At 69.6% G+C, this 24,301-nt stretch carries 21 protein-coding genes; 15 read left to right on the top strand and 6 right to left on the bottom strand.

Annotated features, from left to right (window positions below):
* Window positions 1-164: 164 nt before the first annotated feature.
* The 7 genes from BLQ49_RS21540 (at window position 165) to BLQ49_RS21570 (ending at window position 10,606) form a co-directional block, all read left to right on the top strand.
* Window positions 165-782 carry a hypothetical protein gene (locus BLQ49_RS21540; RefSeq protein ID WP_244507709.1) on the top strand — a complete coding sequence of 206 codons (618 nt, stop codon included), beginning with the start codon at window positions 165-167 and terminating at the stop codon, window positions 780-782.
* A 126-nt stretch (window positions 783-908) separates the two neighbouring features.
* Complete coding sequence (locus tag BLQ49_RS21545) at window positions 909-2,798, top strand: glycoside hydrolase family 15 protein (RefSeq protein WP_091719487.1); 1,890 nt, start codon at window positions 909-911, stop codon at window positions 2,796-2,798.
* The gene (tkt, locus tag BLQ49_RS21550) at window positions 2,795-4,870 is read left to right on the top strand and encodes a transketolase (protein ID WP_091719489.1); all 2,076 of its coding nucleotides are present in this window, start codon (window positions 2,795-2,797) and stop codon (window positions 4,868-4,870) included. The genes BLQ49_RS21545 and tkt overlap by 4 nt, the downstream gene beginning before the upstream one ends.
* A 182-nt stretch (window positions 4,871-5,052) precedes the next feature.
* Entirely contained in the window at window positions 5,053-7,899 is a 2,847-nt protein-coding gene (locus BLQ49_RS21555) for a bifunctional transaldolase/phosoglucose isomerase (protein WP_091719491.1), read from the top strand.
* A gap of 178 nt (window positions 7,900-8,077) precedes the next feature.
* Complete coding sequence (gene gnd, locus BLQ49_RS21560; protein ID WP_091719493.1) at window positions 8,078-9,055, top strand: phosphogluconate dehydrogenase (NAD(+)-dependent, decarboxylating); 978 nt, start codon at window positions 8,078-8,080, stop codon at window positions 9,053-9,055.
* A gap of 8 nt (window positions 9,056-9,063) precedes the next feature.
* The gene (gene pgl, locus BLQ49_RS21565) at window positions 9,064-9,789 is read left to right on the top strand and encodes a 6-phosphogluconolactonase (RefSeq protein ID WP_091719495.1); all 726 of its coding nucleotides are present in this window, start codon (window positions 9,064-9,066) and stop codon (window positions 9,787-9,789) included.
* 295 nt (window positions 9,790-10,084) lie between these two features.
* Window positions 10,085-10,606 carry a cysteine dioxygenase family protein gene (locus tag BLQ49_RS21570; protein ID WP_091719496.1) on the top strand — a complete coding sequence of 174 codons (522 nt, stop codon included), beginning with the start codon at window positions 10,085-10,087 and terminating at the stop codon, window positions 10,604-10,606.
* A gap of 16 nt (window positions 10,607-10,622) precedes the next feature.
* Here BLQ49_RS21570 and BLQ49_RS21575 read toward each other — a convergent pair whose 3' ends face one another.
* Window positions 10,623-11,084: an Lrp/AsnC family transcriptional regulator gene (locus tag BLQ49_RS21575; RefSeq protein ID WP_091719498.1), complete on the bottom strand. Its 462-nt coding sequence runs from the start codon at window positions 11,082-11,084 to the stop codon at window positions 10,623-10,625.
* 21 nt (window positions 11,085-11,105) lie between these two features.
* Window positions 11,106-12,230 carry a 2'-deoxycytidine 5'-triphosphate deaminase gene (locus tag BLQ49_RS21580; RefSeq protein WP_091719500.1) on the bottom strand — a complete coding sequence of 375 codons (1,125 nt, stop codon included), beginning with the start codon at window positions 12,228-12,230 and terminating at the stop codon, window positions 11,106-11,108.
* Between the two features lie 275 nt (window positions 12,231-12,505).
* Here BLQ49_RS21580 and apaG point away from each other — a divergent pair, with 275 nt between their 5' ends.
* From apaG to speG, 3 genes are read left to right on the top strand one after another with little or no spacing between them, the layout of a single operon-like run.
* The gene (apaG, locus tag BLQ49_RS21585) at window positions 12,506-12,898 is read left to right on the top strand and encodes a Co2+/Mg2+ efflux protein ApaG (protein ID WP_043355208.1); all 393 of its coding nucleotides are present in this window, start codon (window positions 12,506-12,508) and stop codon (window positions 12,896-12,898) included.
* Between the two features lie 37 nt (window positions 12,899-12,935).
* Window positions 12,936-14,105, top strand: a complete 1,170-nt coding sequence (argE, locus tag BLQ49_RS21590; RefSeq protein WP_091719502.1) for an acetylornithine deacetylase — start codon at window positions 12,936-12,938, stop codon at window positions 14,103-14,105.
* Window positions 14,106-14,119: 14 nt separating this feature from the next.
* A complete protein-coding gene (speG, locus tag BLQ49_RS21595; protein ID WP_167627757.1) occupies window positions 14,120-14,668 on the top strand; it encodes a spermidine N1-acetyltransferase in 549 nt (182 codons plus the stop codon).
* A 194-nt stretch (window positions 14,669-14,862) separates the two neighbouring features.
* Here the strand turns inward: speG and BLQ49_RS21600 are convergent, their stop codons facing one another.
* The 4 genes from BLQ49_RS21600 to BLQ49_RS21615 all read right to left on the bottom strand — a co-directional run bounded on the left by BLQ49_RS21600 (window position 14,863) and on the right by BLQ49_RS21615 (window position 19,851).
* A complete protein-coding gene (locus tag BLQ49_RS21600; protein ID WP_091719506.1) occupies window positions 14,863-16,083 on the bottom strand; it encodes a hypothetical protein in 1,221 nt (406 codons plus the stop codon).
* Between the two features lie 170 nt (window positions 16,084-16,253).
* Window positions 16,254-17,279 (bottom strand): Hsp33 family molecular chaperone, encoded by a 1,026-nt coding sequence (locus BLQ49_RS21605; RefSeq protein WP_091719507.1) that lies wholly within the window; start codon window positions 17,277-17,279, stop codon window positions 16,254-16,256.
* A gap of 232 nt (window positions 17,280-17,511) precedes the next feature.
* On the bottom strand, window positions 17,512-18,492 hold the full coding sequence (argF, locus tag BLQ49_RS21610) for an ornithine carbamoyltransferase (RefSeq protein ID WP_091719509.1): 981 nt from the start codon (window positions 18,490-18,492) through the stop codon (window positions 17,512-17,514).
* 168 nt (window positions 18,493-18,660) lie between these two features.
* Window positions 18,661-19,851, bottom strand: coding sequence for an aspartate aminotransferase family protein (locus tag BLQ49_RS21615; protein WP_091719722.1), 1,191 nt, complete (start codon window positions 19,849-19,851; stop codon window positions 18,661-18,663).
* 270 nt (window positions 19,852-20,121) lie between these two features.
* On the opposite strand from BLQ49_RS21615, the gene BLQ49_RS21620 reads away from it, so the two are divergent.
* The 5 genes from BLQ49_RS21620 to BLQ49_RS21640 all read left to right on the top strand — a co-directional run bounded on the left by BLQ49_RS21620 (window position 20,122) and on the right by BLQ49_RS21640 (window position 24,301).
* Complete coding sequence (locus BLQ49_RS21620) at window positions 20,122-20,595, top strand: RidA family protein (RefSeq protein WP_091719511.1); 474 nt, start codon at window positions 20,122-20,124, stop codon at window positions 20,593-20,595.
* Between the two features lie 2 nt (window positions 20,596-20,597).
* Complete coding sequence (locus BLQ49_RS21625) at window positions 20,598-21,344, top strand: glycerophosphodiester phosphodiesterase family protein (protein ID WP_091719513.1); 747 nt, start codon at window positions 20,598-20,600, stop codon at window positions 21,342-21,344.
* An 89-nt stretch (window positions 21,345-21,433) separates the two neighbouring features.
* Complete coding sequence (locus BLQ49_RS21630) at window positions 21,434-21,745, top strand: lysozyme inhibitor LprI family protein (RefSeq protein WP_091719515.1); 312 nt, start codon at window positions 21,434-21,436, stop codon at window positions 21,743-21,745.
* A 130-nt stretch (window positions 21,746-21,875) separates the two neighbouring features.
* The gene (locus tag BLQ49_RS21635) at window positions 21,876-23,144 is read left to right on the top strand and encodes a GNAT family N-acetyltransferase (RefSeq protein ID WP_091719517.1); all 1,269 of its coding nucleotides are present in this window, start codon (window positions 21,876-21,878) and stop codon (window positions 23,142-23,144) included.
* Window positions 23,141-24,301 (top strand): M20 aminoacylase family protein, encoded by a 1,161-nt coding sequence (locus tag BLQ49_RS21640; protein ID WP_091719519.1) that lies wholly within the window; start codon window positions 23,141-23,143, stop codon window positions 24,299-24,301. The genes BLQ49_RS21635 and BLQ49_RS21640 overlap by 4 nt, the downstream gene beginning before the upstream one ends.

Raw genomic sequence — 24,301 nt, forward strand, 5'->3', positions numbered from 1 at the left:
GCCCATCGCCCCGCGACTGCAATGCCCGCGAAAAGAAATGGTCCAGCTTCCGCCGCAATGCGGGGTCTCCCTGGGCCTGTCGGAGCGGTCGGAGGAGATCGGTGATTCGGATGCGCAGGCCAGGTCAGCCCGCTCTTACGGATGCCGGCGCCTCTGGCGTCTCGATGCCGTTTCTGCCCACGCTGGCGGTGGTCGCCCTCTTGGGTGTGGCCTCGGTTTACTGCCCGTCGCCGAACCCGACCCAGTCGCCGCGGGCGGATCTCGAGCAATCCGATCCGCTGACGACGGAGTCGCTCGCCCCGGTCGCCTCTTCACCCACCGCGACGTCGTTCGCGCGGTTGCCCGCCATCGCCGTGGCGGCGGGACGCCTCCCAGCCCCCCTGGCTTTCGCCGAGGCCTTCCCGCTCGACGATTCGGGCCCGAGGGCGGCCGGCGTCCCGCCCCGCGTCAGGGGCTCGGCTCGCCCGTTACCGCGCGTCGCCGCGAATCGGCGTTCTTGCCCGGGCCGCCGATGCCCGGAGACGCCCCTGCGCGGCACCGATCCGTTCGCCGCCGCCCACGCGGAAGCCGCGGATCCTGTCGGGCGCGGCGCGATCCCGGAACAGGCCCTGCCCTTCGCCGACGCTGTCGCCGATGTCGTCGCCGATGCGGTTACCGAGCGGGTCGCCGACACCCTGGCGCCCGCCGCCCGTGTGGTCGGCGACGCGGCCGACCTCATGCGCAGCGGAGCCGCGGCGGTCCGAGGCTCCGTATCCCTGGCGGTCGCTGACTGTCTGCGCTGACCGGCCGGCGCCGATTTCGCACCGTCCGCCCGGGCTGAACGGACCCCTGGACCTAGTCGGCTGTCGACCTAGGTGCGTTGCAGCAGACGGTCCGGGTTCGCGGCCGCTGGCCGAGGTCATGGGTGGATGGCGTCACGGATTGAGGATTATGCGCTCGTCGGGGATTGCCGCAGCGCGGCGCTGATCAGCCGCCAGGGCAGCGTGGACTGGCTGTGCTGGCCGCGCTTCGACGCCGCCGCTTTGTTCACCAGCCTGCTCGGGACCGAGGCACACGGCTTCTGGAAGATCTTTCCGGAGGCCGAGCACGTCGAGACGCGCTGGTCCTACCGGCCGGGCAGCCTCGTGCTGGAGACGCGGCACGTCACCCGGCAGGGCGAGGTTCTAGTCACCGATTTCATGCCGGTCGGCGACGGCTCGCACCTCGTGCGGCTGGTCGACGGCATCCATGGCCGCGTCGCCATGCGGATGGAGATGGCGGTCCGGTTCGATTACGGCTCGGCGGTGCCCTGGGTGTCGCGCTCGGAACTCGGCGACCTGCGCGCCGTCGCGGGTCCCCACAAGGTGGTGCTGCGCACGGACGTGCACCTCAAGGGTTCCGACGCGCAGACGACGGTGGCCGAGTTCACCGTCCAGGCCGGGGACAAGCACCGGTTCGTGCTGAGCTACGGCCCCTCCCACGAGGACGATCCGGTCGCGATCGAGCCGCGCAAGGCCCTCGAGATCGCCGACCAGGGCTGGCGCGACTGGGCGAGCCGCTGCGCCGGCGGCACGGCCTGGGACCGGATGCTCCAGCGCTCCCTGCTGACCCTGAAGGCGCTGATCTACGAGCCGACCGGCGGCATCGTGGCCGCGCCCACCGCATCCCTGCCGGAGGGTCTCGGCGGCGAGCGCAACTGGGATTACCGCTTCTGCTGGCTGCGCGACTCGACCCTCACGCTCATCGCCCTGATGGATGCGGGCTATATCGACGAGGCGCGCAACTGGCTCGGCTGGCTGCTGCGGGCGGTGGCGGGCAATCCCGAGCAGGCGCACATCCTCTACGGAATCGGCGGCGAGCGGCTGCTGCCGGAAATCGAGCTCGATTGGTTGCCCGGCTACGAGAACTCGAAGCCTGTGCGGATCGGCAACGCGGCGGCGAACCAGTTCCAAATCGACGTCTACGGCGAATTGTTCGACGCGCTCTATCAGGCCCATGCCCGCGGCCTGCCGGTGAGCGAGGATGGCCTGCGCGTCGGCCTCGCGATCCTCGGTCACCTGGAGAAGGCCTGGCACCAGCCCGACGAGGGGATCTGGGAGGTGCGCGGCGGGCCGCGCCACTTCACACACTCGAAGGTGATGGCCTGGGTGGCGTTCGACCGGGCCCTGCGCATGCACGAGATGCACGAATCCGGCGCCACGGAGGAGCACGCCAAGCGCTGGCGGGCGGTGCGCGACCAGATCCACGCCGAGGTCTGCGAGAAGGGGTTCGATCCCGAACTCAATAGCTTCGTCCAGTCCTACGGCTCCAAGGCGCTCGACGCCAGCCTGCTGCTCATGGCCCATACCGGCTTCCTGCCGCAGGACGATCCACGGGTGATCGGCACCGTCGCGGCGATCGGCAAGGGCCTGATGCGGGACGGCTTCATCCTCCGCTACGAGACCGAGGGGCAGACCACCGATGGGCTTTCAGGCAACGAGGGGGCGTTCCTGCCCTGCACCTTCTGGTACGCTGACAACCTGATCGGCCTCGGCCGGCGGGACGAGGCCCGGGCGATCATCGAGCGCCTGATCGGCATCTGCAACGATCTGGGCCTCGTCAGCGAGGAATACGACGTGCAAGCCAAGCGCCTTGTGGGTAACTTCCCGCAGGCCTTCACCCACGTGGCGCTCGTCAACACGCTCCTCAGCTATACGCGCGGCGAAGGGCCGGCGGATCGGCAGGGTGGTAAGGGCAACGGAGCTCCCCCCGCCGTCCTGCGGCAGCGCGAGGCCGACAAGCGGCACGCGCAAGGCGAACTGGAAGACGTAAAACCATGAGCGGCGCTGACACTCCCGCCAAGGCGGCCCTCGCTGAGATCGATACGCTCAGCATCAACACGATCCGCACGCTCGCGATCGACGCGGTGCAGAAGGCCAATTCCGGCCATGCCGGCGCGCCCATGGGCCTCGCGCCCGTGGCCTACACCCTGTGGAACCACTACCTGCGCTACGACCCGGCGCACCCGCACTGGCCGAACCGCGACCGGTTCGTGCTGTCCTGCGGCCACGCCTCGATGCTGCTCTACGGGCTGCTGCACCTCGCCAATGTCGCCGAGAGCGACGGCGGCAACGCCCCGGCCGTGACGCTGGAAGACGTCAAGAAGTTCCGCCAGCTCGACAGCCGCACCCCCGGCCACCCGGAATACCACTTCACCACCGGCGTCGAGACGACCACCGGTCCCCTCGGCCAGGGTGTCGCCAACTCGGTCGGCATGGCGATGGGCAGCCGCTACCTCGGCCAGCACCTGAACCGGCCGAACCTGCCGCTGTTCGACTACAACGTCTACGCGATCTGCTCGGACGGCGACCTGATGGAGGGCGTGGCCTCCGAGGCCGCCTCCCTCGCCGGCCACCTGCGGCTCGGCAATCTCTGCTGGATCTACGACGACAACACCATCACCATCGAGGGCCACACGGAACTGGCCTTCGGCGAGGAGGTGGCAACCCGGTTCCTGGCCTATGGCTGGCAGGTGCTGCGGGTGGCTGATGCCAACGACGTGCACGCGCTCGCCGGCTCGATCGAGACCTTCCTGGCCACGAACGACCGGCCGACGCTGATCATCGTCAAGTCGGTGATCGGCTACGGCGCGCCGAACAAGCAGGGCACCGCCAAGGCCCATTCGGACGCGCTGGGCCCCGACGAGGTCAAGGGCGCCAAGCGCGCCTATGGCTGGCCGGAGGACGCGCAGTTCCTGGTGCCCGACGGCGTGCAGGAGAATTTCCGGGACGGCATCGGCAAGCGCGGCGCCGCCCTCTACGACACGTGGCAGGGCTTGCTCGGGAAGGCCAAGGCGGCGGATGCCGACCATGCCGAGGATCTGAACGCCTTCCTCGAAGGCCGCCTGCCGGAGGGCTGGGACAAGGACATCCCCGTGTTCGAGCCCGACGCCAAGGGCCTCGCCACCCGCGAATCCTCCGGCAAGGTGCTGAACGCCATCGCCCAGCACGTGCCGTTCCTGCTCGGCGGCTCGGCGGATCTGGCGCCGTCCAACAAGTCGAACCTGACCTTCGAGGGTGCGGGCTCGTTCGGCCCGTTCTCGCCGGGCGGCCGCAACCTCCATTTCGGCGTTCGCGAGCACGCCATGGGCTCGATCGTGAACGGGCTCGGCCTCTCGGGGCTGCGGGCCTACGGCGCGACCTTCCTGGTGTTTGCCGACTACATGCGTCCGCCGATCCGGCTGGCCGCGTTGATGGAGCTGCCGGTCTTCCACATCTTCACGCACGACTCGATCGGCGTGGGCGAGGACGGGCCGACCCACCAGCCAGTGGAACAACTCCTGTCGCTGCGCTGCATTCCCGGGCTCATCACCCTCCGTCCGGCCGACGCCAACGAGGTCGCCGAGGCCTATCGGGTGATCTTTTCGTCGAAGAACCAGCCGGCGGTGCTCGCCCTGTCCCGCCAGCCGCTGCCGACGCTCGACCGCACCAAGTTCGGCGCGGCTTCGGGAACCGCGAAGGGCGGCTACGTGCTAGCGGATAGCGAGGGCACGCCGGAGGTGATCCTGCTGGGTGCGGGATCCGAGGTGCAGCTCTGCGTCGGCGCCTACGAGGCGCTGAAGGCCGAGGGCGTGAAGGCCCGGGTGGTCTCGATGCCGTCCTGGGACCTGTTCGAGCGCCAGGATCAGGCCTACCGCGACTCCGTGCTACCGCCGGCCGTGAAGGCGCGAGTGGCGGTCGAGCAGGGCAGCGTGATCGGCTGGGACCGCTACGCCGGCTCCGAGGGCACGATCATCGGCATGCAGACGTTCGGAGCTTCGGCGCCGATCAAGGATCTCCAGACCAAGTTCGGCTTTACCCCCGAGAAGGTCCTGGAGGCCGCGAAGGCCCAGGTGGCCAAGCATAAGAAGTAGCCCGACGGCTTCTCCCCTCTCCTTTTGGAGAGGGGCCAGGGGTGGGGGTGATGCAGGATCGAGCGCAGCGGCGCCTCCTGCGCCACCCCCACGCGGGATCTGCGATCCCCAGACTCCTCCCTGCAAGGGGGAGGAGAGCGCGTTCCGGGTCCGGGACGCGGCACGCGAGACGAGGAATCGACATGAACGCGCTCAAGGCCCTGCACGACGAACAGGATCAAGCGGTCTGGCTCGACTTCGTGGCCCGAGGCTTCATCCAGAAGGGTGAACTGAAGCAGCTCGTGGAGCGGGACGGCCTGCGGGGCGTCACCTCCAACCCGTCGATCTTCGAGAAGGCGATCGGCCACTCGGACGAGTACGATGCCAGCATCAAGGCCGTGCAGGAGACCGGCGACAGCCGCGTCATCGACCTCTACGAGGGCTTGGCCATCGCCGACATCCAGGCGGCGGCCGACGTGCTCCGCCCGGTCTACGAGGCGAGCGACGGGGCCGACGGCTACGTCAGCCTGGAGGTCTCGCCCTACCTCGCCCTCGACACCGAGGAGACGCTGGCCGAGGCCCGGCGCCTGCACAAGGCGGTCTCGCGCGACAACCTGATGGTGAAGGTGCCGGCGACGCCCGAGGGCATCCCGGCGATCCGCCAGCTCACCAGCGAAGGCATCTCGATCAACGTCACCCTGCTGTTCTCGCAGGAGGCCTACGAGGCGGTGGCGCGCGCGTTCATCGACGGGCTCGACGCGCGCGCCAAGGCCGGCCACGACGTGTCGCGGATCGCCAGCGTGGCGAGCTTCTTCATCAGCCGCATCGACGTGCTGGTCGACAAGCTGCTGGACGAGAAGATCGCCCAGGCCAACGACCCCGACGAGAAGATCGCCCTGGAGCAGCTCAAGGGCAAGGTCGCGATCGCCAACGCCAAGCTCGCCTACCAGCGCTACAAGCGCATCTTCGCCGAGTCCAAGTGGACGGCTCTGGCCGAGAAGGGCGCCAAGGCGCAGCGGCTGCTCTGGGCCTCCACGGGCGTGAAGAACAAGGCCTATTCCGACGTGCTCTACGTCGAGGAGCTGATCGGCCCGAACACCGTCAACACCATGCCGCCCGCCACCATGGACGCGTTCCGCGACCACGGCGTCGTCCGCGCGACCATCGAGGAGGATGTGCCCGGCGCCGAGGCCGTGATGGCCAAGCTTGCCCGGACCGGCATCGACATCGAACAGATCGCCGAGCAGCTGGTGCGCGAAGGCGTGCAGCTGTTCATCGACGCCGCCGACAACCTGCTCGGTGCCGTGGCGGGCAAGCGCGCGGCGCTGCTCGGTCATCGCCTCGATGGCCAGAGCCTCGCGCTCGACGAGACGCTGGCGAACGAGGCGAAGAAGACCGTCGAGTCCTGGCGCGCGAGCGGCGCGATCCGCCGGCTCTGGGCGGGCGATGCTTCCGTGTGGTCCGGCCACGACGAGGCGAACTGGCTCGGCTGGCTGCACATCGTCGAGGAGGAGCTGGAGAAGACCGCCGACTACGCCGCCTTCTCCGACTGGGTGAAGGCTGAAGGCTTCACCGACGCGGTGGTGCTCGGCATGGGCGGGTCGAGCCTCGGGCCGGAGGTGTTGAGCCTGACCTACGGCCAGCGCGAGGGCTTTCCGAAGCTGCAGATCCTCGACTCGACGCATCCCGATCAGGTGCGCGCCCTGGAGCAGAGCATCGACCTGAAGCGGACGCTGTTCATCGTGGCGTCGAAGTCCGGCTCGACCCTGGAGCCCAACGTCTTCCGCGATTACTTCCTGGGCCGCGCGAAGGACGCTCTTGGCGACAAGGCCGGCGAGCACTTCGTGGCGGTCACCGATCCGGGCTCCGACATGGAGCGCGCCGCCAAGGCGGATGGCTTCAAAAAAATCTTCTACGGTGTGAAGCAGATCGGCGGGCGCTACTCGGTGCTCTCGGCCTTCGGGCTGGTGCCGGCGGCCGCCATGGGCCTCGACGTGAAGGATCTCCTGGAGCGGGCGCGCATCATGGTCCGCTCCTGCGGCCCGGTCGTACCGCCGGCCGTGAACCCGGGCGTGCTGCTCGGCACCGCCATGGGCACCGCGGCCCTCGCCGGTCGCGACAAGGTGACGGTCATCGCTTCGCCCGCGATCGAGAGCTTCGGCGCCTGGGCCGAGCAGCTCATCGCGGAATCGACCGGCAAGCAGGGCAAGGGTCTCGTGCCGGTGGACGGGGAGCCCGTCGGTGTCCCGGCGGTCTACGGCCACGACCGGTTCTTCCTCTACCTGCGCCTCGACGGCGGCGCCGCCATCGAGCAGGACGAGGCCCTGCGCGCCCTGGAGCGTGACGGGCACCCGATCGCCCGCATCACCCTCGATTCCGTCGAGCAGCTGCCGCAGGAATTCTACCGCCTGGAGATGGCGACCGCGGTGGCCGGTGCGGTGATCGGCATCAACCCGTTCGATCAGCCCGACGTCGAGGCCAGCAAGGTCGAGACCAAGAAGCTGTTCGCGGAGGCCGAGGCCAGCGGCGCCCTGCCCTCCGAGACGCCGCTCTTTTCGGATGATACCATCGCCCTCTACGCCGATCCGAAGAACGCCGAGGGGCTGAAGCAAGCCTCGGAGGGGCTGGATGCGGCGTTGAAGGCGCAGGTCGCCCGGCTGAAGGACGGGGATTACCTCGCCCTCCTCGCCTACGTCCCGCGCGACGCCCGGACGGCCGGCATCCTGCAGGACGCCCGGATCGCGGTGCGCGACGCCCGCAAGGTTGCGACCTGCCTGGAATTCGGGCCGCGGTTCCTGCACTCCACCGGCCAGGCCTACAAGGGCGGCCCGGATACCGGCGTGTTCGTGCAGATCACCGCGGACCCGTCGGAGGATCTGCCGATTCCCGGCCGGAAGCTCGGTTTCAGCACCGTGGTGGCCGCGCAGGCGCGGGGCGACTTCGCGGTGCTGGCCGAGCGCGGCCGGCGCGCGCTGCGGGTGCACATCAAGGGCGACCTTGAGGCTGGGCTGAAGCGTGTGGCTGCGGCGCTGAAGGCCGCAGTGGCGTAGGCGCCCCTCTCCTCCCCGCAAACTCGAGCGATCCCGGGCTTGCCCGGGATCGCTCGAGTTTGCGGGGAGGAGCCAGAGGTGGGGGTGGTGCAGAATAGATCGCGCCGCTCGATCCTGAACCACCCCCACCCCTGACCCCTCCCCGCAAGGGGGAGGGGAAATCCGGAGGAGAGCAGCGATGCAACTCGGCATGATCGGCCTCGGCCGGATGGGCGGCAACATCGTCCGGCGCCTGCTGCGCGACGGGCACACAGCCGTGGTGTTCGATCAGAACCCGGAGGCCGTGGCGGCTCTGGTCGAGGCTGGGGCGGTCGGCGCGGCGAGCCTGGAGGATCTGGTCACCAAGCTCGAAAAGCCGCGTGCGGCCTGGGTGATGCTGCCGGCGGGCGCCATCACCGAACAGGCGGTCCAGACGCTGGCGGGGCTGATGCAATCCGGCGACTGCATCATCGATGGCGGCAATTCCTTCTACGGCGACGATGTCCGCCGCGGCGCTGCGATGAAGGAAAAGGGCCTGCACTACGTCGATGTCGGCACCTCGGGCGGCGTCTGGGGCCTGGAGCGCGGCTACTGCATGATGATCGGTGGCGATCACGAGACCGTCGACCGGCTCGATCCGATCTTTAAGACGCTCGCGCCCGGCATCGGCGATATTCCGAAGACCCCGAACCGCGAGGGCCGCGATCCCCGGGCTGAGCTCGGCTACATCCATGCCGGGCCGACCGGTGCCGGCCACTTCGTGAAGATGGTCCATAACGGCATCGAGTACGGCCTCATGCAGGCCTACGCGGAGGGGTTCGACATCCTCCGCCACGCCAATTCCGAGGGTTTGCCGGAGGAGCGCCGCTTCGACCTCGACCTGGGCGACATCGCCGAGGTCTGGCGGCGCGGCAGCGTCGTCTCCTCCTGGCTCCTCGACCTGACCGCCCAGGCATTGGCCGGCGACGAGCAGCTCTCCGACTTCTCTGGCCACGTCGACGATTCCGGCGAGGGCCGCTGGACCATCAATGCCGCCATCGAGGAGGGCGTGCCGGCGACCGTGCTGTCGGCCGCCCTCTACCGCCGCTTCCGCTCGCGCGAGCACGAGAGCTACGCCGACAAGCTGCTCTCGGCGATGCGCAAGGGGTTCGGTGGCCACCAGGAGCCGAAGAAGTAAGACGCCCCATGAGCCTTCCCACCGGCACCCATGTCCTGACGGATCCGCAGGCCGTCGCCCGCGAGGCGGCCGAGCGGCTCATCGTGGCCTGCGGCGAGAACCAGTCCGAGCGCATCGCGATCTGCCTGTCCGGCGGCTCGACCCCGAAGGTGCTCTACGGCCTGCTTGCCGGTCCGGACTACGCGACCCGGGTTCCGTGGGAGCGGGTCCACTGGTTCTTCGGCGACGACCGGGTCGTCCCCTGGGACGACGAGCGCAGCAACGTCCGCATGGTCCGCGAGGCCTTCGGCCATGGCGCGCCGATCCCGCCGACGCATCTGCACTTCATCCCCTCGGACGAAGGCGCGGAGGCCGGCGCCCGCGCCTACGAGCGCACGCTGCTCGACTTCTACGGAGCCGGCAGACTCGATCCCGCCCGGCCGCTGTTCGACCTCGTGCTGCTCGGCCTCGGCGAGGACGGGCACACCGCCTCGCTGTTCCCCGGCAAGCCGGCCGTGGGGGAGACGGAGCGGCTGGTCGCGCCGGTGCCCGAGGCGGGACTCGCGCCCTTCGTGCCGCGCATCACGCTGACGTTTCCAGCGCTGGCCTCCTCCCGGCACGTGCTGTTCCTCGTGACCGGTGCGGGCAAGCGCGCGCCGCTCGCCCGCCTCGCCGCCGGAGAGGATCTGCCGGCCGGCCGCGTTACCAGCGCGGGCGAGATCGCATGGCTGCTCGACGCGGCAGCAGCCGGCTGACGCCGCGCGGATGGGTCGGGGTTTCGAAAGGGCCCTGCCCTTTCGCGGGTCCAGGGCAGGGCCCTGGAATCCGTCCGGGCGTTGCCCTGAACAACCCACCAAAGGGCTCAGCCCTTTAGAAACCCCGGACCACAAGCTCAAAATCGGCGAGGTGAAATCATATTTCGTCGAATGGTTGGCTTGCGCAATGGGCTTGCGCGATGCCCGGCAATTGGAGTGAACAACGCAACCGCGAAACGGCCGGCGCGCGATACGATACCGGGGTGTTCGGACATCGTAGCGCAGGAGATCCGCGATGGCACAGTCGACCCCGTCCGCCGACGTCGCGGCGATGATGGCGGATCTCGCCGCCTCGGTCCGCCGGCCCCCGGGAGCCTATCTCGCCGCCGCGCGCCAGACGCTGCAGCATCTTCTGTCCCGGCCGGAGCTGCTTGATCCGTCGCGGCTCGTCGGCCGGAGCGAGGGCCTGACCCGCAACCTGCTGTTCGGCACCGAGGCGATCAGCGTCTGGGCCATGGTGTGGGCGCCGAGCGCCGTGACGCCGGTGCACGATCACCACTGCTCGTGCTGCTTCGGGCTGCTGCGCGGTACCTTGCGCGAGACGTGGTACCGGCCGATCAGCGACACGCACGCGGTGGCGACCCAGGATGTTGTCCGCGAGCCCGGTTTCGTCGCCTGCATGATGCCGACGGGGCCGAACCTGCACCGGATTGCCAATGACGGGCCGGAGGCGGCAGTCTCGATCCACGTCTACGGCTACGATCACCGGGCACAGGAATCGTCGATCCATCGCACCTACGAGATCGCGGCGGGCTGAAACCGCTGCCTCGGTCTCACGCCACGTAGAGCGTGGGGACGGCGGTCGTGTACTTCATCTCCTCCATGGCGATGGAGGAGGACAGGTTCGAAAACTCAAGCTTGGCGATGAGCCGCTGGTACACGGCGTCGTAGGCCTCGATGTCGGGCACGACGATGCGCAGCAGGTAATCGATCTCACCGGTGAGGCGCCACGCCTCCACGATCTCGGGGAAGTCGGCGACGATCCGGCGGAACGCCTCCGACCAGTCAGCGGCGTGGCGCGGAGCCTTTACGGCCACGAACACCGTCGTCGGCACGTTGACCTTGCGGCGGTCGACCAGGGCGACCCGGCCCCGGATTACCCCGGAGGCTTCGAGTTTCTTCACCCGGCGCCAGCACGGCGCCGCGCTGACGCCGACCCGCTCGGCGAGTTCGGCCACGGGCAACGTCGCGTCCTGCTGGAGGATGTCCAGGATCTTCCGGTCCACCGCGTCCATGCGATCGATGCTCCTCGCGCGCTACAGGACGAAGTGCTTCGAGAGCTTGAGCCCCTGCGCCTGATAGTTCGAGCCGGCGCCGGCGCCGTAGAGCGTTTCGGGCACGTCGAGCATGCGCTCGTAGACGAGGCGGCCCACGATCTGGCCGTCTTCCAGCAGGAACGGCACGTCGCGCGAGCGCACCTCCAGCACGGCCCGGGCGCCCGCGCCCCCTGCCCCGGCATAGCCGAAGCCCGGATCGAAGAAGCCCGCGTAATGGACGCGGAATTCGCCGACCAGCGGATCGAACGGCACCATCTCGGCGGCGTGGTCAGGGGGGACCTGCACGGCTTCCTTCGACGCCAGGATGTAGAACTGGCCGGGATCGAGGATCAGGCTGCCCGATCCGTCGGCCGCGAGCGGCTCCCAGAACTCGGCGGCCCTGTGGCTCCCGGGGGCGTCCACGTCCACGAGGCCGGTATGCCGCTTCGCGCGGTAGCCGATCAGCCCGTCGAATCCCGATAGATCCACCGAGACCGCCACGCCCCCCTGGAAGGACGGGCTGCCCGCATCGACCAGGGCCGAGCGGGCATGGAGCAGGCCGAGTTCGGCCTCGTTCAGCCGCGGCGCCCCGCGGCGGAAGCGGATCTGCGACAGGCGCGAGCCGGTGCGGACCAGGACCGGGAAGGTGCGCGGGGAAATCTCGGCGTAGAGCGGGCCGTCATAGCCGGGCTCGACCTGATCGAACGCCTCGCCCCGGTCGGTGATCACCCGGGTGAACACGTCGATCCGCCCGGTGGAGCTTTTCGGGTTGGCCGCCGCCGCGAGGTCGCCTGGCAGCGCCAGCCGCTCCTGCAACTCGGCGATGTAGACGCAGCCGGTTTCGAGCACCGCCCCCGGCCGCAGGTCGATTCGGTGCAGCGCCAGACGCTCGACGCAGGCCTGAACCGTGCGCCCCGCCCCCGGCAGGAAGCTCGTTCGCACCCGGTAGGCGGTGGCGCCGAGGCGCAGGTCGATGCTGGCCGGCTGGATCTGGTCGGCGGCGAACGGGCTCTCCGTGCGGATCCCGCCCGCGCGCGCCAACGCCGAAATGGCCTGGGCCGGCAGGATGCCGCTGCGGCTCCCGGTGCCCGAATCGGGCCCTCCCGTGGCTGCGCCCGCTGTCATCGCGCCCGTACCCCTCTCGCGCGCCGCCGGCCGGTCCGCGTCCGGCTCCGTTTTCCTCCGGCACTGGCTAACGCGGCCTTAAGGCGTTCGGCCAGCCGCCGCAGGGCACCCCCTTCCCGATCGGCGCCCGAATCAGCCTGGCGCGGGGCCCAGGATCGCGCGAGGTAGTCCGCCGCAATTGACGGGGATTCTGTAGGCAACTACGACCGCCCAGGAAGCGCGTTTCGTTCGGCTTCAGCGAATCGTATCGTCCGAAAGAAGGGCCAAATAGGGCGATGTACAAGGCTGAGACGCGGGGAATTAGTGTGACCGTCCAGTCTCGTTTCGTCGAGGAGGAATCTTCGCCGAACGAGAGCCGCTATTTCTTCGCCTATACGGTCGAGATCGTGAATAACGGCAGCGAGCAGGTTCAGCTCCGCTCCCGCCACTGGCGGATCATCGACGGGCATGGGGCCTGCCAGGAGGTGCGTGGCACTGGCGTGGTCGGCAAGCAGCCGGTGCTGGAGCCCGGCGAGTCCTTCTGCTACACCAGTGGCTGCCCGCTCAACACGCCCGACGGGTTGATGGCCGGCAGCTACACCATGGCGACGGTGGCCGGTGAGAGCTTCGAGGCCGAGATCCCCGCCTTCTCCCTCGACAGCCCGCACGTCCGCCGCAGCCTGCACTGAGGCCCCGTCGGTCTGGGGCTTCGCCCCGGAGGAATCCATGCCCGCGACCGGCGAGCGGCTGAGCCCGCTCGACATGCTGGCCCGCCTCGTGTCCTTCGACACGGAGAGCGACAAGTCCAACCTCGCCCTGATCGACTCGGTCTGCGCCTATCTCGACGGATGGGGCGTCCCGTACCTGCGGCTGCCGAACGCGGCCGCCGACAAGGCCGCCGTGCTCGCTACGATCGGCCCGATGGCCGAAGGCGGCGTCGTGCTGTCCGGCCACACCGATGTGGTGCCGGTGGCGGGGCAGGCCTGGAGCAGCGACCCGTTCACCCTGCGCGTCGCCGACGGCCGGGCCTATGGCCGGGGCGCGGTCGACATGAAGGGGTTCGACGCCCTCGCGCTCGCCCTGGTGCCCGACATGCTGGCGGCCGATCTGAAGCGGCCGATCCACATCCTGCTCTCCTACGACGAGGAGACGACCTGCCTCGGCTCGATGGACGGCATTGCCCGCTTCGGAGCCGACCTGCCGCGGCCCGGCGCCGTGATCGTCGGCGAGCCGACCGGCCTGGAGGTGGCGGACGCGCACAAGAGCATCGTGACCTGCCTCACCACCGTGCACGGCCGCGAGGCCCATTCGGCCCGGCCGGCCCTTGGGGCGAACGCCGTGACGGCCGCCTGCGAGCTGGTGGCCGGCCTCAACTGGATCGCCGACCGGATGATCGAGCGCGGCGACGCCTCGGGCCGGTTCGATCCGGCCGCCACCACGGTCCATGTCGGGACGATCCACGGCGGCACCGCCCGGAACATCATCGCCAAGGAATGCCGTTTCCATTGGGAGTATCGCGGCCTGCCGGACCTCGATCCGGCCGAGATTCCGCGCCTGTTCGCCGAGGAGGTCGCGCGGGTGACCCGGGAGCGGCTCAACCGCTACGGCGCGTTCGGGCGGATCGAGACCCTGGAGGAGGTCGATATCCCGGGCCTCGCCCCGGATCCTGGCTCGGCGGCGGAGCGCCTGTGCCTGCGGCTCGCCGGGCGCAACCGCACCGTGGCGGTGCCCTACGCCACCGAGGCCGGCCAGTTCCAGGCGGCGGGCCTGCCGACCGTCGTGTGCGGGCCGGGCGACATCGCGCAGGCCCACCAGCCCGACGAATTCATCACCCTGGACGCCCTCGCCCAGGGCGAACGATTCCTGCGTGACCTGATCGAGGCCTGTGCGGCATGAGACCGCTGACCGACGTGACCATCAAGCTGCGGCCGCTGGAGCGGGAGGACCTGCGCTTCGTCCACCAGCTCAACAACAACGACAGCATCATGCGCTACTGGTTCGAGGAGGCCTACGAGTCCTTCGCCGAACTGCAGCAGCTCTACGAGCGCAACATCCACAACCAGAGCGAACGCCGCTTCATCGTGGCCGATCCGAGCGGCGAGCCGGCCGGGCTGATCGAGCTGGTCGAGATCAACCACCTGCACCGGCGCTGCGAGTTCCAGATCGCGATCCACCCGAGCTTCCAGGGCCGGGGCTACGCGTGGCAGGCGACGCGGATCGCCATGGATTACGCGTTCAGCGTGCTCAACATCCACAAGCTCTACCTGCACGTCGACCGGGACAACGCCCGGGCGGTGCGCATCTACGAGCGCTGCGGCTTCCGCCCCGAGGGCGTGCTGAAGGACGAGTTCTTCGTGAACGGGCGCTACCGCGATGCGGTCCGGATGTGCCTGTTCCAGCCGGATTACCTGAAAGCCCGCGGTGGGGGCGACATCGCTGAGCCGGTGCTCAAGGTATGAGGCGGCTGGAGATTATGGCTGCGGATTATGCAGTCCTCTCCGTCATCACGAGCGAAGCGAAGTGACCCAGGGCAACGCGACGGAGGTTAGCGTCGCGCCGACTGGGTTGCTTCGCTCCGCTCGCAAAGACGGTGGTATCAACTGGTGACGAGACGGGGGAAGAGCCCGAAGGCCCCTCCCCTAAATCACGTCGCTCAGTTGCGCCCGGCACCCGGCTGGCCGCCACCGGTCCGGCTGCCGCCCTGGGCACCGCCCATGCTGCCGCCGCCCTGGGTGTTGCCCTGCATGCCGCTGCGCTCGCCGCCTATCCGGCCGCCCTCGGCGCCGGACTTCATGCCGCCCTGCTGGTTGCCACGGTCGGAGGCGTTGCGGATGCCGTCCTGCTGGTTGCCGCGCATGTCGCTGTTGCGCAGGCCGTCATTCCGGCCGTTGCGGTCGGTCCCGCGATCCGTGCGGCCGGCGTCACGACCCTCGGTGCGCGAGGCGTAGCGAACGCCATCCCGACCCCGCTCGCCGTGGTTGTCGAACCGGGCACCGGCGCGCTGCTCCGAGCGGAAGCTCGCGTTGACCGTGCCGCCGCCGCTGAGACGGCGGTACTCCGCGGATCCGTAACGGACCCGCTGGCCGTGGATCGTCACGAAGCGATCCTCCTGCACCGACACGAGGCGGCGATACTCGGGCGAGCCGTACAGAACGCGCTGGCCGCGGATGACGACGTAGCGCTCACGCGGTCCGGTCTCGCGGACGCTGACCAGGCGGCGATACTCCGGCGAGCCGTAGAGGACACGCTGGCCGCGGATCACCACGTAGCGCTCGCGCGGGCCGCGGTGCTCGACGATCAGGCGGCGGTACTCGGGGGAGCCGTACACGACCCGACGCCCGCCGATGAGCACGAAGCGGCCCTCGCGGCGGAAGCCACCCTCGACCCGATCGGTCCGCACGTCGGTCCGGCTGCTGACATCGGTGCGGCCGCGGACATCGACCCGATCACTCCGGCGGTCGCCACGCGCGTCGCGCTCGGCACGGGCGCCATCGCGATCACCACGGGCGTTCCGGTCTGCGGTGCGGGCATTGTCGCGGTCGCCGCGCTCGGCGCCGGCCCGGTCACCGCGGTTGCCCGGGTCACGATCCTGCGTCATCCGGCCCTCGCCGCCGCGGTCCCGCCCGGCCTGACCCGGACCGGCCTTCCGGTCGGCGGCCGCTTGGGTGCCCTGCTGGCCGCCCTGCATGGCGCCCCGATCACCACGCTCGCCGCCGCCCATCCGACCACCCTCGGCGCCGGACTTCATGCTCGACTCGGACCCGCCCTGCCCGGCGCGGCCGGCCATCCCGGGCCCCCGCTCGGCGCTGCCCTGCTGCGCGTAGACCGAGGTGCTCATCAGCAGCGCGGCCAAACCGATCGACAATCTCTGCATGGCGTTCCTCCAATGTTGAATCCGCCACGCAACGTCGAAGGTCCGGAAACGGTTCTAGTCAGGCTCCTGAAAAATTCGCGCAACGAATACCGATGCCTCTGCGTTTCGCGGGCAAAGCTTGGCCGTAAAGCCTTGACGAAAGCCTGGGCGATCGGCCGTGAGGCCAGGTTCTACTGCTTCGGCTGATCGGCGATCTCGGCTTCGACCGCTGCAGGATCGAGATCGTAGCGCCGGGAGCAGAACTCGCAGGTGATGACGATGCGCCCGTCATCCGCCACCATGTCGCGCCGCTCCTGCGGCGAGAACGAGCGGATCATGCCCATCACTCGCTCCTGTGAGCAGCGGCAGGTCTCCTGGACGGCCTGCCGATCGAAGACGCGCACGCCCCGTTCGTGGAACAGCCGGTAGAGCAGCCGCTCACTCGACAGGTTGGGATCGATCAGCTCGTGATCCTCGATGGTGGCGACCAGTGAGCGCGCCTCCGCCCAAGCGTCGTCCTCCGGGGCCTCGCCGGAGAGATGCGTGTGCCCCTCCGGGATGTCGCCGGGCGGCAGGTCGGCGAGGCGGGCCCGGTCGATCGATTGGGGCAGGAACTGCACCAGCAGGCCGCCAGCGCGCCAGTGCCCGGCCCCCTCCTCCACGGCCTCGGCCACGGCGAGGCGAACCTCCGTCGGGATCTGCTCGGACTGGCGGAAATACTGGTGGGCGGCCTGCTCCAGGCTCTGGCCTTCGAGGGCGACGACGCCCTGATAGCGACTGGCCGACGTGCCCTGGTCGATCGTCATGGCGAGGTGCCCGGTGCCGATCAGGTCGGCATCCTTGAGCGGGCCGGAGCCGAGGGCGGCAACGCGTTCCGCCTCGAACCGCGCGGTGGCGCGCAGGCGATCGGGGGCCTCGAAATCGACCACGATCATCGCCACCGGGCCATCAGTCTTGGTCTGGAGCTGGAACCGACCCTCGAACTTGAGCGAGGAGCCGAGCAGCACCGTCAGCGCCGCCGCTTCGCCAAGCAGCCGCGCCACCGGATCCGGATAGCCGTGCCGCCGCAGAATCGTGTCGACGGCGGGGCCGAGCCGCACAACGCGCCCGCGCACGTCGAGCGCCTCGACGGCGAAGGGCAGCACGGCGTCGTCACCGCCCATGTGGCCGTTGCCGGCCTGTGCGGTGTCCGAATGCGATGGTGTTCCTGAACTCATGCCCGCTCCGATCGATGCGCCAGTTCGCGATGACATGGGCGCCGAGCGGCGTGAGGGGCTGACCCGGGTGGAGCGATCCCTCACCCCGCCCGCGCCCGGCGGGAGGACGGACGCATCGCGCCTCATCCTCGCCGGGATGCCGCCTGACGGCAGCCGTGATGGGGATACGGGCCGCGCATGCCGCCCGCTTTACCCTATATGGTGTGCCGAACCCGCGGGCGCGAGCCCGGCTTCAAAGCCCACTTGCGCCCAGGCACCAAGCCAGGATGCCCTTCTGCGCGTGCAGGCGGTTCTCGGCCTCGTCGAACACCACCGAGCGCGGGCCGTCCATCACCTCGGCGGTCACCTCCTCGCCGCGATGGGCCGGCAGGCAGTGCATGAAGATCGCGTCCGGGTTGGCCGCCGCCATCAGCTTGGCGTTGACCTGATAGGGGCTCAGCAGGTTGTGCCGGTGGGCCTCGTCGTCGTCGCCCATCGAGACCCAGCAATCGGTGACCACCGCGTCGGCCCCGTCCACGGCCGCGAAGGCGTCCGTGGTGACGTTGAGCTTCGCGCCCTCCTGCTTGGCCCAGGCGATTAAAGCGGGCGGCGGCGCCAGCTCGGGTGGGCTCGCGACGTTGAGGGTGAAGTCGAACCGCGCCGCGGCGTGGACCCAGCTCGCCAGGACGTTGTTGGAATCCCCCGACCACGCCACGGTGCGGCCCTGGATCGGCCCGCAATGCTCCTCGAAGGTCAGCACGTCCGCCATGATCTGGCAGGGGTGCGAGACCTTGGTGAGCGCGTTGATCACCGGCACGGTGGCGTGCTCGGCCAGCTCCAGCATCTGTCCGTGATCGAGGATGCGGATCATGATCGCGTCGACGAAGCGGGACAGCACCTGCGCGGTGTCGCCGATGGTCTCGCCGCGGCCGAGCTGCATCTCGGAGCCGGTGAGCATCAGCGTCTCACCACCGAGCTCGCGCATGGCCACATCGAAGGAAACGCGGGTGCGGGTCGAGGGCCGGTCGAACACCATCGCCAGGGTCTTGCCCGTCAGCGGACGATCGGCGGCGCGCTCGCCCTTGCGCCGCACCGCCTTGATGGCCGCGCTGGCATCGAGGACCCGGCGCAGCTCCGCCCCGGAGAAATCCTTCAGGTCGAGGAAATGACGGGGGCCGGCACCGTTCAGGTGCGGGGCCGGGGCCTTCGCCCGGCCATTCATCTGGGCTTTCATCGCGTCACAATAACTAGAGTCCGCTCAACGATCACCTGATCATGAACCGTACTCTACCTCCTTGCAGGGGCCTTTCCGTCCAACACGACGGAATCGATCGTGTCCGGAAACGCTTCGGGCCGCCCGCCGCGGGGCGGCGGGCGGTGTTCGATGGTCTCGCGTGAGGACCTACTCGGCCGCGCCGCGCACGGCCTCAAAGCCGGACGCGGCCGTGTCGAGGCGGCGGACCGCCTCGTCGATCTCCGCCTCGCCGATGGTCAGCGGCGGCAGCAGGCGGACGATGTTGTCGCCCGCCGGGATGACCAGCAGATGCGCGTCGCGTGCGGCAGCGGCGAAGTCGGTGTTCGGCACGCCGAGCTTGAGGCCGAGCATCAGCCCCTCGCCGCGGATCTCCTCGATGACGTGGGGATGCCGGTCGCGGAGCGCGGCGAGCTTCTGCTTGAGCAGCAGGCCGGACCGGGCAACCCGATCGAGGAAGCCCTCGCCCAGCACGACGTCCAGCACGGCGTTGCCCACCGCCATGGCGAGCGGGTTGCCGCCGAAGGTGGTGCCGTGCGTGCCGGCGGTCATGCCCCGGGCGGCCTCGCGGGTGGCCAAGCACGCGCCCATCGGGAAGCCGCCGCCGATGCCCTTGGCGGCGCTCATGATGTCCGGCGTGATGCCCGACCATTCATGGGCGAACAGCTTGCCGGTGCGGCCGATGCCGGTCTGGACCTCGTCCATGATCAGGAGCAGGTCGTTGGCGTCGCAGATCTCGCGCAGGCGGCGGAGATCGGCATGGGGAATCACCCGCACGCCGCCCTCGCCCTGGATCGGCTCGATCATCAGCGCCGCCGTCTCCGGGCCGATCACGGCCTCCAGCGCCGCCCAATCGCCGGCCGGGACCTGATCGAACCCCTCCACCTTGGGGCCGAAGCCCTCCATGTACTTCTGCTGGCCGCCGGCCGCGAGGGTCGCCAGGGTCCGCCCGTGGAAGGCGCCCGCGAAGGTCACGATCCGGAAGCGCTCGGGATGGCCGCCGGCCGCATGGTACTTGCGCGCGATCTTGATCGCCGCCTCGTTGGCCTCGGCCCCCGAGTTGCAGAAGAACACCACGTCCGCGAAGGTCGCGTCGACGAAGCGCTGGCCGAGACGCTCGCCGCCCGGGATCTCGAACAGGTTCGAGCTGTGCCAGATCCGATTCGCCTGCTCGGTCAGCGCGCCGACGAGGTGGGGATGGGCGTGGCCCAGCGCGTTGACCGCGATGCCGGCGCCGAAATCGAGATATCGCTCCCCGCCCTCCGTCACGAGCCAAGCGCCTTCGCCGCGCTCGAAGGCGAGCGGCGCGCGGACATAGGTCGGCAGAAGGGCTGACGTCACGGATCCCATCTCCGTTCTTCAATCGATCCCGGAGCAAGCGTTAGCCGGCTCCAAATGAAAGTGCCGCCTCAATCAGGGGCGGCACGCGCGCGATTACTATGAAAGCGTGCGGCCCTGTCAACGATTCAATGTTCTCCGCACCCGCGTGGCAGGTCTGCGCGATGCTTGGGAACACCCGATTTCTACCCGCTGCAAGGACTGCGCCCCTTGCGTGACGGGGGGCCGCCATGCTCCTGCTCCGGCGGATTTCGATCAGCGACGGAGCCTCCGATGAGCACCATCAAGGAACGCCTGCAGGCGCTCGGCCTCACCCTGCCGAAGGCGGCGGCGCCGGTGGCCAATTATGTGCCGTTCGTGCGTACCGGCAATCTCGTGGTGATCTCCGGCCAGGTCTGCTTCGGCGCCGACGGCGCCATCGCGGCCGAGCACAAGGGCAAGGTCGGCGGTGGCGTCTCGGCCGAGGCCGGCAAGGCGGCCGCCCGGCTCTGCGCCCTGAACGTCCTCGCCCAGCTCGAGGCGGCGGTGGGGGATCTCGACCGCGCGGTGGTTCAGTGCGTCCGACTCGGCGGCTTCATCAACGCGGCGCCGGGATTCTCGGCGGTGGCCGGCGTCATGAACGGCGCGTCCGACCTGATGGTCGAGCTTCTGGGCGACCAGGGCCGCCACGCCCGCTCCACGGTCGGCGTCGCGGAATTGCCCCTCGACGCGGCCGTCGAGGTCGAAGCGATGTTCGAGGTCCGCTGACGATGGCGGCGCCGGACTGGCTGACCGCACGGCCGATCGCCCATCGCGGGCTGCACGACCGGGCGGCGGGCCGGCTGGAGAACACGCTGGCCGCAGCCCGGGCGGCGGTCGCCGGCGGCTTCGCCATCGAGTGCGACGTTCAGCTCAGCCAGGACGGCGAGGCGATGGTGTTCCACGACGCCGCCCTCGGCCGGCTGACCGGGGCGAGCGAGGCGGTGGCGGAGCGCTCGGCCGTCGATCTCGGGACCCTGGCGATCGGCGGGACCGCGGAGACGATCCCGACCCTGCCGGCCTTTCTGGCCGCGGTGGCCGGGGCGGTGCCGGTGGTGATCGAGGTCAAGTCCCGCTACGACGGCGACCTGCGGCTGGCCACCCGCGCGGCCGAGGTGGCCAAAGCCTATATGGGGCCGGTGGCGCTCAAATCCTTCGACCCGCAGGTGGTCGCGGCCTTGCGCAGCCTCTGCCCGGACATCCCGCGGGGGATCGTGGCCGAGACGACCCAGGACGATCCGATCTATGCGGCGCTGCCGCCGAGCATGCGCCGAGCGTTGTCCGATCTCCTCCACTTCGATGAGACCCGGCCTGACTTCCTGTCCTGGCGGGTGGACGATCTGCCCTGCGCGCCGACCTATCTCTGTCGGCTGCTCGGGCGGATCCCGGTGATGGCCTGGACGGTGCGGACCGAAGATCAGCGTGCCCGCGCGGGCACGCATGCGAACCAGATGGTGTTCGAAGGCTTCGTTCCGTGAGGCGCGCCGCCGCATGTCTCGCCGTGCTGCTCTGTGCGGGGGCGGGGGCGCCGGCGCGATCGGCCGATCCGTGCGCTGGCACGACACAGATGGACCTGAACGCCTGCGCCGGGGCCACCTATGAGCGTGCGGATGCGGCGATGAACGTCGCCTACGCCAAGCTCATGAAGCAGATCGGTCCGAAGACGAGGGACGGTCTGCGGGCAGCTCAGAAAGCGTGGCTACCGTTCCGGGATGCGAGCTGCGCCCTCGAAGCCATGGGCGTCGAGGGTGGCTCGATGCAGCCGCAGGTTCACGCCGATTGCCTCGCCCGTGTGACGGCCGCTCGGACCAAGGTACTGACCGGCTACCTCACCTGCGAGGAAGGGGACGTCACCTGCGTCGGCCGGTTCGGGGAGTGATCGGTCTCAGCCGTCTCTGGTGTGAGGGGACGCGCCAAGAGTTTCGTCAGAGGCGTCATTGAAAGGCCGCCCACCCCGCCGCGCGCATCCGCCCGCTTGCCCCCGCCCGGGCAGGGATTAGACTCAAGGCATGAAGCAAGCACCCGGGCCGACGCCGGAAACCCCCACGCTCACCGTGCGGGCGCTTCCCGGACTCAAGGAGATCGGCGCGGCGGATTGGGATGCCTGCGCGTTCTCGTCCGAGACGCTGGCGGCGGGTGACGAGACCTACAACCCGTTCGTCTCCCACGCCTTCCTATCGGCGCTGGAGGATTCCGGCTGTGTCTCGCGCCGGACCGGCTGGCTGCCGCTCCACGTCTCCGTCGAGCGCGACGGCGAACGGCTCGGCGTGGTGCCCTGCTACCTGAAATCGCACAGCCAGGGCGAGTACGTCTTCGACCACGGCTGGGCCGACGCCTACGAGCGGGCCGGTGGCTCCTACTACCCGAAGCTCCAGGTCAGCATCCCGTTCACGCCCGTGACCGGCCCGCGCTTCCTGATCGCGCCGGGGGCCGATCCGGATGAGGCCACGGCCGGGCTGGTCGCCGGTCTGCGGGCGCTGCGGGGCGAGACCAAGGCCTCCTCGATCCACGTCACCTTCATGCGCGAGGCCGAGTGGGACCGGGCCGGCGCCGCGGGCTTCCTGCAGCGCACCGACCAGCAGTTCCACTGGGAGAATGACGGCTACGCCACGTTCGACGATTTCCTCGCCGCCCTCGCCTCGCGCAAGCGCAAGAACATCCGGAAAGAGCGCCGCGACGCGCTCGAGCCCGGCATCACCGTCGAGCACCTGACCGGCGCCGACATCACCGAGGCCCATTGGGACGCGTTCTACGCCTTCTACATGGACACCGGCTCGCGGAAATGGGGCCGGCCTTACCTCAACCGGAAGTTCTTCTCGCTCCTGTCGGAGCGCATGGCCGACCGGGTGCTGCTGGTGATGGCCAAGCGGGCCGGCGACTATATCGCGGGCGCGATCAACCTCATCGGCGATACGGCCCTCTACGGCCGAAACTGGGGCTGCATCGAGGATCACCCGTTCCTGCATTTCGAGGTCTGCTACTATCAGGCGATCGACTTCGCGATTGCCCGGGGCCTGAAGCGGGTCGAGGCCGGCGCGCAGGGGGAGCACAAGCTCGCCCGCGGCTACCGGCCGGTGCTGATGCATTCGGCCCACGACATCGCCGACCCGGCGCTCCGCCGCGCCGTGGCCGATTACTTGCAGCGCGAGCGCGCCCACGTCGCCGAGGCGGTGGACGTCCTCGACACCCTGACGCCGTTCCGGCGCACGGACGGGGGCGATTCCTGCGACGGCGCGGAGCCCTCCACGACATCCCCGCCTGAGAGTTCCAAACCATGAGTCCGATCGACCACATCAAGGCCTATGCCGACGAGCTGACGGCTTTGCGCCGCGACCTCCACGCCCATCCCGAACTCGGCTTCGAGGAGGTTCGCACGTCCGGCATCGTCGCCGACATGCTGGAGAAGCTCGGCTGCGAGGTGCATCGCGGGATCGGCGGCACCGGCGTGGTGGGTCTGCTCAAGGGCCGCACCGACAACGGCCGCCGGATCGGCCTGCGCGCCGACATGGACGCCCTGCCGATCGAGGAGGAGACCAACCTCCCCTATCGCTCGACCTATGCGGGCAAGATGCACGCCTGCGGCCATGACGGTCACACCACGATGCTGCTCGGCGCCGCGCGCTACCTCGCGGAGACGCGCAATTTCGACGGCACGGCGGTCTTCGTGTTCCAGCCCGCCGAGGAGGGCCGCGGCGGCGCCCGGGCCATGCTGAAGGACGGGCTCTTCGAAAAGTTCCCCTGCGACGAGATCTACGGCCTGCACAACCAGCCGGGCGGCGGCGCCGGCACGATCAAGCTGCGGCCCGGCCCGATCATGGCGGCGGCCGACTTCTTCGACATCCATATCCGCGGCAAGGGCATCCATGCGGCCCAGCCGCATCGGGGGACCGACCCGATCATCATCGCCACCGGGCTCGCCCAGGCGCTGCAATCGATCGTCTCGCGCAACGCCGACCCGCTGAAGTCGATCGTGCTGTCGATCACCCGGATCGAGGCCGGCTCCGCCTACAACGTGATCCCGGAGACGGCGCACCTCGCCGGCACGATCCGCACCTTCGACAAGGAGATCCGGGCGCTCGCCGGCACCCGCATGCGCGAGCTGGCGGCGGGCTTCGCCACGGCCTACGGCGCCGAGGTGACGGTCGATCTGCAGGACGTGTTCTCCGTGCTGGAGAACGCTCCGGAGCAGGCCGCCGCCGCAACGGAAATCGCGACCGAACTGCTCGGGGCCGACATGGTCGAGACCAACGTCACGCCCAAGATGGGCAGCGAGGATTTCGCCGACATGACCATGGCGGTGCCCGGCGCCTATGTCTGGCTCGGCGCCAACCCCGGCCCCGGCCTGCACAATGCCGGGTACAACTTCGACGACTCGATCATCCCGGTCGGCAGCGCGTTCCTGGCCCGGATGGTCGAGCGCCGCACGGCCGCCTGA

The sequence above is a fragment of the Methylobacterium phyllostachyos genome (genome assembly GCF_900103445.1).
In the GTDB taxonomy this organism is placed as follows: domain Bacteria; phylum Pseudomonadota; class Alphaproteobacteria; order Rhizobiales; family Beijerinckiaceae; genus Methylobacterium; species Methylobacterium phyllostachyos.